We start from the raw sequence: 708 nt of genomic DNA, 5'->3' as shown, positions 1-708 counted from the left end.
TATGCGGCACGACCAGAACCAACGGATTATTATACAATCCGATGCCGCGAACCGTCAGGAAGTATGGCACGATCGGCGCCTTGAAGATCATCGCAATCACGACGCCAACCATAATCACGGGCCCCCAGCGGAACTCCGCCTTCGACAGCGGATACGCAAGCAGCGCAGTCATGAGCAGAGCCAAAACCGTTCCGATCACTGTCGAGCCCAAGGTCAAGAAGAACGATTTCCACAGGTCGGGACGGTCGATAATATACCCCCAAGAGTCGAACGTAAACTGCTTCGGCCATAGCGTGACCAGGTTCATATCCACGGCACTTTTGGAGCTCAGCGAGGTCGAGATCACGGACAAGAGCGGTACGAGCGCGATGATGGACAACAGAATAAGAAAAACCGTGACGGCTGCGACGAAACTTTTTTCCCCTCTCGATTCAAACATGTCTACCAGAGCCCCCCGTCCGATACTTTCTTCGACAGCCTGTTGAATACGTAGACCAGAATAAATCCGATCACCGATTGGAATAAACCGACCGCCGTTGCGAAGCTGTACTGCGCCTGCTGAATGCCTGTCCGGAACACGTACGTATCCAGAATATCTCCTACACTGTACGTCATCGGAGTGAGCAGATTGTATACTTGATCAAAGCCCAGATCCAGGAAGTTGCCGATTTCAAGCAGGAATAGTATCAGCACCGTAGGTAAAAGAAG

1 protein-coding gene and 1 pseudogene are annotated in these 708 nt (G+C 51.8%); both read right to left on the bottom strand.

Annotation, left to right across the window (positions count from 1 at the left end; translation table 11 throughout):
• The coding region (locus CF651_RS31625; RefSeq protein WP_144029149.1) for an ABC transporter permease family protein at nucleotides 1-439 on the bottom strand (439 nt) is incomplete at its 3' end.
• Between the two features lie 2 nt (nucleotides 440-441).
• Nucleotides 442-708 (bottom strand): annotated as a pseudogene (locus CF651_RS31620) (sugar ABC transporter permease); the annotation flags it as partial.

Source organism: Paenibacillus rigui (assembly GCF_002234615.1).
GTDB classification, from domain to species: Bacteria; Bacillota; Bacilli; order Paenibacillales; family NBRC-103111; genus Paenibacillus_S; species Paenibacillus_S rigui.
The sequence above is the reverse complement of the archived record's forward strand: the minus strand, read 5'-3'. Positions and strand labels throughout refer to the sequence as shown.